Raw genomic sequence first — 825 nt, 5'->3', positions numbered from 1 at the left:
TCCCCCCTGATTCTCCGTTAGATGTGTGGCTAAAGAGCCACACACCAAGATTACCGGAGTCTGCTGCGCAGACTCCAGATGAAACACATGAAACGGGGGTCGCCGCGCCTACTCGGCGCGGCTTGCCGCGCGCGAAAAATTTCAGCTATAAGCTTCATCGGTGTGCGGGCAGGTTAGCCGATGAGACGTGTCTGTACACCAAACGGTTTTCTAAATTCGGTCTTTGGTTCCAGCATGGCCATCGAACAACACATCGGTTCGATAATCACTGGTACAGTCGCTCTTGCTGGGGCTGCACTCGGATATTGGGGGAGTCTAAAGTCCCAACAAATAGCCACACAGGCGGAAAATAATAGACGCAGAGCAGACCATTTATTGGAAAAGGAGGCTGAACTGCTGATTCAACTGCTGGAAGATGCAGAGCATTGCCATGCTGTAGCACAGGACTACATGAGGAGATCCTCAAACGGAGACTTGAGCGATGAATTTCTCATAGATGCAAATGACGCACTTGCGTCGTTTGAATCAACTGCCCGGCAATCAAAGGTGTTCTTGGACCCCGAAAGGCAGGAATCTGTGAGTTCTCTACTTGGGACATTGAGAAAAATGTATAAATACGGAGACGAGCAGCGTCGAGGGCGTCCCCAAATGGCAGAAGAAATACTGGACCGTGAAGGAATAGTGAGCGACTTCAGCGAATTTATCGCCTCAATCCAGGCATTCATTCAGGAACGAACCTCTGAGTTAGAATCCTGACTTTTCCCCATGTGCGTGTACTCTCGTAATCGCACAGACTGGGCGAAACTGCCTCTCTTAGCGTGTTTA

At 50.1% G+C, this 825-nt stretch carries 1 protein-coding gene; it reads left to right on the top strand.

The features are described from left to right. Positions 1 to 234 precede the first annotated feature (234 nt). The gene (locus DVK06_RS16750) at positions 235 to 756 is read left to right on the top strand and encodes a hypothetical protein (RefSeq protein WP_004057247.1); all 522 of its coding nucleotides are present in this window, start codon (positions 235 to 237) and stop codon (positions 754 to 756) included. Positions 757 to 825: the final 69 nt, after the last annotated feature.

It is taken from the genome of Halorubrum sp. Atlit-28R (genome assembly GCF_003665955.1).
Lineage (GTDB): Archaea > Halobacteriota > Halobacteria > Halobacteriales > Haloferacaceae > Halorubrum > Halorubrum tropicale.
This window is presented reverse-complemented; position numbering and strand designations above follow the sequence as displayed.